Source organism: Rhizobacter sp., assembly GCF_031412495.1.
Classification (GTDB): domain Bacteria; phylum Pseudomonadota; class Gammaproteobacteria; order Burkholderiales; family Burkholderiaceae_C; genus Schlegelella_A.
Window position 1 is genome coordinate 1 of record NZ_JANODC010000310.1, and the last position, 4,524, is coordinate 4,524.

Sequence of the window (4,524 nt, forward strand, 5' to 3'; positions counted from 1 at the left end):
GAACTGGGCCCAGCTCACGTCCCCGTGGTTGGCCAGGTGCCAGATCCCCGACGCGCGATCGACGACGAGGTCGAGGCAGACGTTGACGAGGTCCGGAACGTAGGTCGGCGAGATGCGCACGTCGTCGGCGGCGCGGAACTCGCGGCCGGCGGCGAGCGCGTCGAGCGCGTGGACGAGGAAGTTGTGGCGGTCCCATGGCCCGAAGAAGGCGCTCGTGCGCACCACCATCGCGGCGGGATGGGCGGAGAGCACCGCCGCTTCGGCGGCGGCCTTGCTGCGGCCGTAGCAGTTGAGCGGCGCCGGCACGTCGCTCTCGACCCAGGGCCGGTCGCCATCGCCGCTGAAGACCTGGTCGCTCGAGAAGGTGACGAGGCCCACCCCGGCCTTCGCGCATTCCGCCGCGAGCACCGCGGGGCCGCTGGTGTTCTCGCGCAGGCAGCGTTCGCTGTCGCTCTCGGCATCGTCGATGCGGACGTAGCCGCTGGTGTTGACGACGGCCCATGGCTTCCACCGCGCCAGCGCCGCCGCCACCGATGCGGGATCGGCGATGTCCATGTCGCGGCGATCGAGCAGGCGGAAGGCGAGGTTGCGCTGCCGGCACACGGTCGCGAACGCCTTGCCGAGCGTCCCGGTCGCGCCGCTGATCAGGATCGGCGTCATCCGCTCCGGTGCCATCGGCGCGCGGTGCCCGGCGAGCTGCGTCACGAGGGCGCGCGTGGCCACCGGTCGGGCAATGAAGCGCTCCGGCCGCCGCCACCAGCCTTCGCCCTGCAGCACGGGGTGGCTCGGCGTCCGGCCGGCCGCCAGCTCCTGCATGAGCGAGGCCAGTGCCGTCGGCCGCGGCAGCGGCGCGCGGATGTCGTACGGCCCCGGCTCGTAGTAGCCCTTGCACGCCGTCGACAGGCAGTTCCAGTCGAAGGCACCGAGCAGCGACCACGCCGTCACGCCGCGGATGTCGGCGCCGGCCTTGCGCGCCCCTTCGGCGGCGCGCCAGATCTCGAGGAACCAGCGCAGCTGGTCCTCGCGCTTGGCGTCGATGTGCGCCTCGGTCACGGCAAGCGGAATGCCGTAGCGCTGCCACGCCTCGGCCAGCAGCGGGCCGACGCCGGGTGCGTGGTTGGCGAGGACGCGCACCGATTCGATGTCGACGAAGCCGGCCCGGCCGCGCCCCTCGGCCGGGAAGCGGTCGAAGCGGTGGTCGATCCAGCGGTCGCTGGTCACGTAGTAGTTGATGCCGATGATGTCCGGCGGGCAGGGGTTCTCGGCGAACCAGAGCACGTCGCTCTCGTCGGCGCCGCTGCCGACAAGGTAGCCCCACAGCGGGTGCGCGCGGTCGACGCGGCCGCAGAGAAGGTCCCAGGCCAGCCAGCGCCGCTCGTTGTAGAAGTCCACCGTCTCAGCCATGCGCTCGGTGCCGTAGCTGCGGCCGAGGTCGTCGGTCTGGATCAGCTTGGCACCCGGATTGACGCGCCGGATCGCCTGCATCGACAGCACCGTGGCGCGGCACTCGTTCAGCAGCGCCTTGACGAACGAGAGGTCGTCGCTGGCGTGCGGGTACCAGACGCCGTAGAGGGCGCTGAAGCGCGCCGTCGTCAGCGGCTCGTTGACGGGCGTCCAGTACTCGACCCAGGGGAAGCGGGCCGCGACGGCGCCGGCGAACTCGGCCAGGCCGGGGGCGAACCCGGGATCGATCAGGTGCGTGTGCTGCGGGCCGCTGCCGTGGTGGACCAGGCCGACGATGGGCGAGATGCCGAGGCGGCGCAGCGCCGGCAGGCGCTGGTCGGCGAAGCGCCAGTCGGCGCCGTCGGGGCCGTCGGGGGCGGTGCGCTCCCACAGCACCGGGTAGCGGATGGCCCGGATGCCGAGGGCGGCGAAGCGCTCGAGATCGTCCTCGCGGTCGATGTGGCCGCTGCGGTCGAGCTGGGTGAAGTAGGCGTCGGCGACACGGTTGACAGTGCACTCGACGCCGCCCCACAGCTGCAGCGCGGACGCCGCGGGCTGGGGAGGGGAAGAAGGAGGGAGGGACATGCTGTTGTTCGGGTTGTGGCCGGTCCGGCACGCGGGCCGCGATTCCTGGCGGCGCTGGCCGCGCCGGCTAGGGCTCGTTCACGGTCCTGCGCAGTGAGCTCGGTGCATTCAGGGAGGCCCGGTCGGCGACGCCGACGCCGAGCCGCGACACGAGTTCGGCGCCCAGCCACCCGGTCACGACCAGGAGCCCGGCGCCGAGGAACGACAGCGCCAGCGCGACGCTGCCCGGGGGAGTGACCGAGTTCGGCCGCACTAACCAGCTGGCGACGTAGAGCAGCGCGACGATGCCGTAGCCGACGCCGTGCATCGCACCGATTCGCTTGGCCCGCGCGTCGGCGGGAAGCGCGAGCCAGTCGATGGTCCCGAACGGCGCCGCGACCAGCGCGCCGACGAGGCCGGCGGACAGGGTCCAGTAGGCGGCCGAGACCATCGACTCGCTGTCGGACAGCAGGTGGATGAAGTCGAACGCGGACGCTGTCGCCATCAGGCCGACCGGGAAGACGGTCAGCATCCGGTGGATGGGGTGTCCGAGCAGCTGGGCTCTGCTTTCCATGATCGGTAGTCGCACGACGGCAGTTAGCAAGTCGCGTACCTTGCCGGAGGAAGGGAGATTCAGCGGCGGCAGCCGGGTTCCCAGCGCGGTACGGGACCATGGCGACGGCCCCCTGATCGCCGGGGCACGTGGCTTGCCGAATCGCGACCTCCCCACAGTGAGCAAAAGGAACCACATGTTCGCCCACAACAAGCGCCTCCAGTACACCGTCCGCGTCGAGGAAACGAACCCCGGGCTGGCCAACCTGATGCTCGAGCAGTTCGGCGGTCCGCAGGGCGAGCTGGCCGCGGCCTGTCGCTACTTCACGCAGTACCTCGCCGAGGACGACCCCGGCCGCCGCGACATGCTGATCGACATCGCCACCGAGGAGCTCAGCCACCTCGAGGTCATAGGCACCATCGTCGCCATGCTCAACAAGGGCGCCAAGGGCCGCATCGCCGAGGGCATCGACAGCGAAGCCGACATGTACCGGCAGATCTCGGGCCACGGCAACAGCTCGCACGTGACTCAGGTGCTCTACGGCGGCGGCCCGCCGCTCACCAACTCCGGCGGCCAGCTCTGGAACGCCGGCTACATCGACACCATCGGCGATCCGGCCGCCGACCTGCGCAGCAACATCGCCGCCGAGTCGCGCGCCAAGATCGTCTACGAGCGCCTCATCAACCTGACCGACGATCCCGGCGTCAAGGAGGCGCTCGGCTTCCTCATGACGCGCGAGATCGCGCACCAGCAGCAGTTCGAGAAGGCGCTGTACTCGATACAGCCGAACTTCCCGCCCGGCAAGCTCGCCGGCATGCCCGAGTTCACCAACGTCTACTTCAACATGTCCCAGGGCGACGGCGACACGCGCGGCCCGTGGAACAACGAGCCGACGTTCGAGTTCCGCGAGGCGGAGCCGGCGGTCGACGGCGGCAGCGGCATGCCCGAAGTCAACCTCGCCGCCGAGGAGATGGAGGTCGCGACGCAGGCCGGGAGCCGCCTGCAGTCCGACCCGACGAGCGACCCGATGACGGGTGCGATGCTCGGCATGGACGGCCAGTCCGGCATCGCCGGTGCGATGAGCGGCGGCGCGGCCGGCGTGGACCCGAAGGCTGCCAAGAAGAACGCGGAGTCGCCGATGCCGGCGGCGAAGAAGAAGTCGGCGACCTCGGGCTCGCCGGGCCGCTCGCGGTCGTAGGGGCGGAAGCGCCGCACAGTGGCGCCGCCATAAAGATGGGGCGGCACCTGCCGCCCCATTCGTCGTCCGCGGCGCGTTCCGCGCCGGTCAGGATTGCATTTCGGCGACCGAGGCGTTTCCCTTGACCGTGAGGCCCGGTGCGGACGTCGCCGGCTGCATCGACTTGCAGATGCGCTTGAAGGCGGCGAGGGCCTGGCCGACGACCTGGTCCATGTTGTAGTACTTGTAGGTCGCCAGGCGGCCGACGAAGGTGACGTTCGTCATGCGCTCGGCCTCGGCCTCGTACTTCTTGTAGATGAGCGCGTTCTCGGCGCGCGGCACCGGGTAGTACGGGTCGCCTTCGGCCTGCGGGTACTCGTACACGATCGACGTGCTGGCGTGCGACTGACCGGTGATGTGCTTGAACTCGCTGATGCGCGTGTAGCCGTAGTCGTTCGGATAGTTCACCGTGCCGACCGCCTGGAACTGCTCCTGGGCCAGCGTCACATGCTTGAACTCGAGGCTGCGGTACGGCAGCTTGCCGTGCTTGTAGTTGAAGAAAGCATCGATCGGCCCGCTGTAGACCATGTGATTCCACGGCAACAGGTCGCAGACCTCGCGGTAGTCGGTGTTGAGCATGATCTTTATGTTCGGATGCGAGAGCATCTTCTCGAACATGCGCGTGTAGCCGTTCTTCGGCATCGCCTGGAAGGTGTCGGCGAAGTAGCGGTCGTCGCGGTTGGTGCGCGTTGGCACGCGCGCCGTCACGCTCGCGTCGAGCTCGGAC

Annotated in this window: 4 protein-coding genes; 1 reads left to right on the forward strand and 3 read right to left on the reverse strand. The window is 69.9% G+C overall.

What is annotated here, in order from left to right; translation table 11 throughout:
• Both AC30N0_RS11545 and AC30N0_RS11550 read right to left on the reverse strand, forming a co-directional pair.
• A partial coding sequence (locus tag AC30N0_RS11545) for a family 1 glycosylhydrolase (protein WP_489518056.1) occupies window positions 1-2,028 on the reverse strand: 2,028 nt, incomplete at its 3' end.
• Window positions 2,029-2,095: 67 nt separating this feature from the next.
• Window positions 2,096-2,581: a DUF2231 domain-containing protein gene (locus tag AC30N0_RS11550; RefSeq protein ID WP_489518057.1), complete on the reverse strand. Its 486-nt coding sequence runs from the start codon at window positions 2,579-2,581 to the stop codon at window positions 2,096-2,098.
• 175 nt (window positions 2,582-2,756) lie between these two features.
• Here AC30N0_RS11550 and AC30N0_RS11555 point away from each other — a divergent pair, with 175 nt between their 5' ends.
• Window positions 2,757-3,758 carry a manganese catalase family protein gene (locus AC30N0_RS11555; protein ID WP_489518058.1) on the forward strand — a complete coding sequence of 334 codons (1,002 nt, stop codon included), beginning with the start codon at window positions 2,757-2,759 and terminating at the stop codon, window positions 3,756-3,758.
• Between the two features lie 87 nt (window positions 3,759-3,845).
• On the opposite strand, the gene AC30N0_RS11560 is transcribed toward AC30N0_RS11555, so the two are convergent.
• Window positions 3,846-4,524 (reverse strand): UDP-galactopyranose mutase (locus tag AC30N0_RS11560; protein WP_489518059.1); only part of this gene is annotated, 679 nt, incomplete at its 5' end.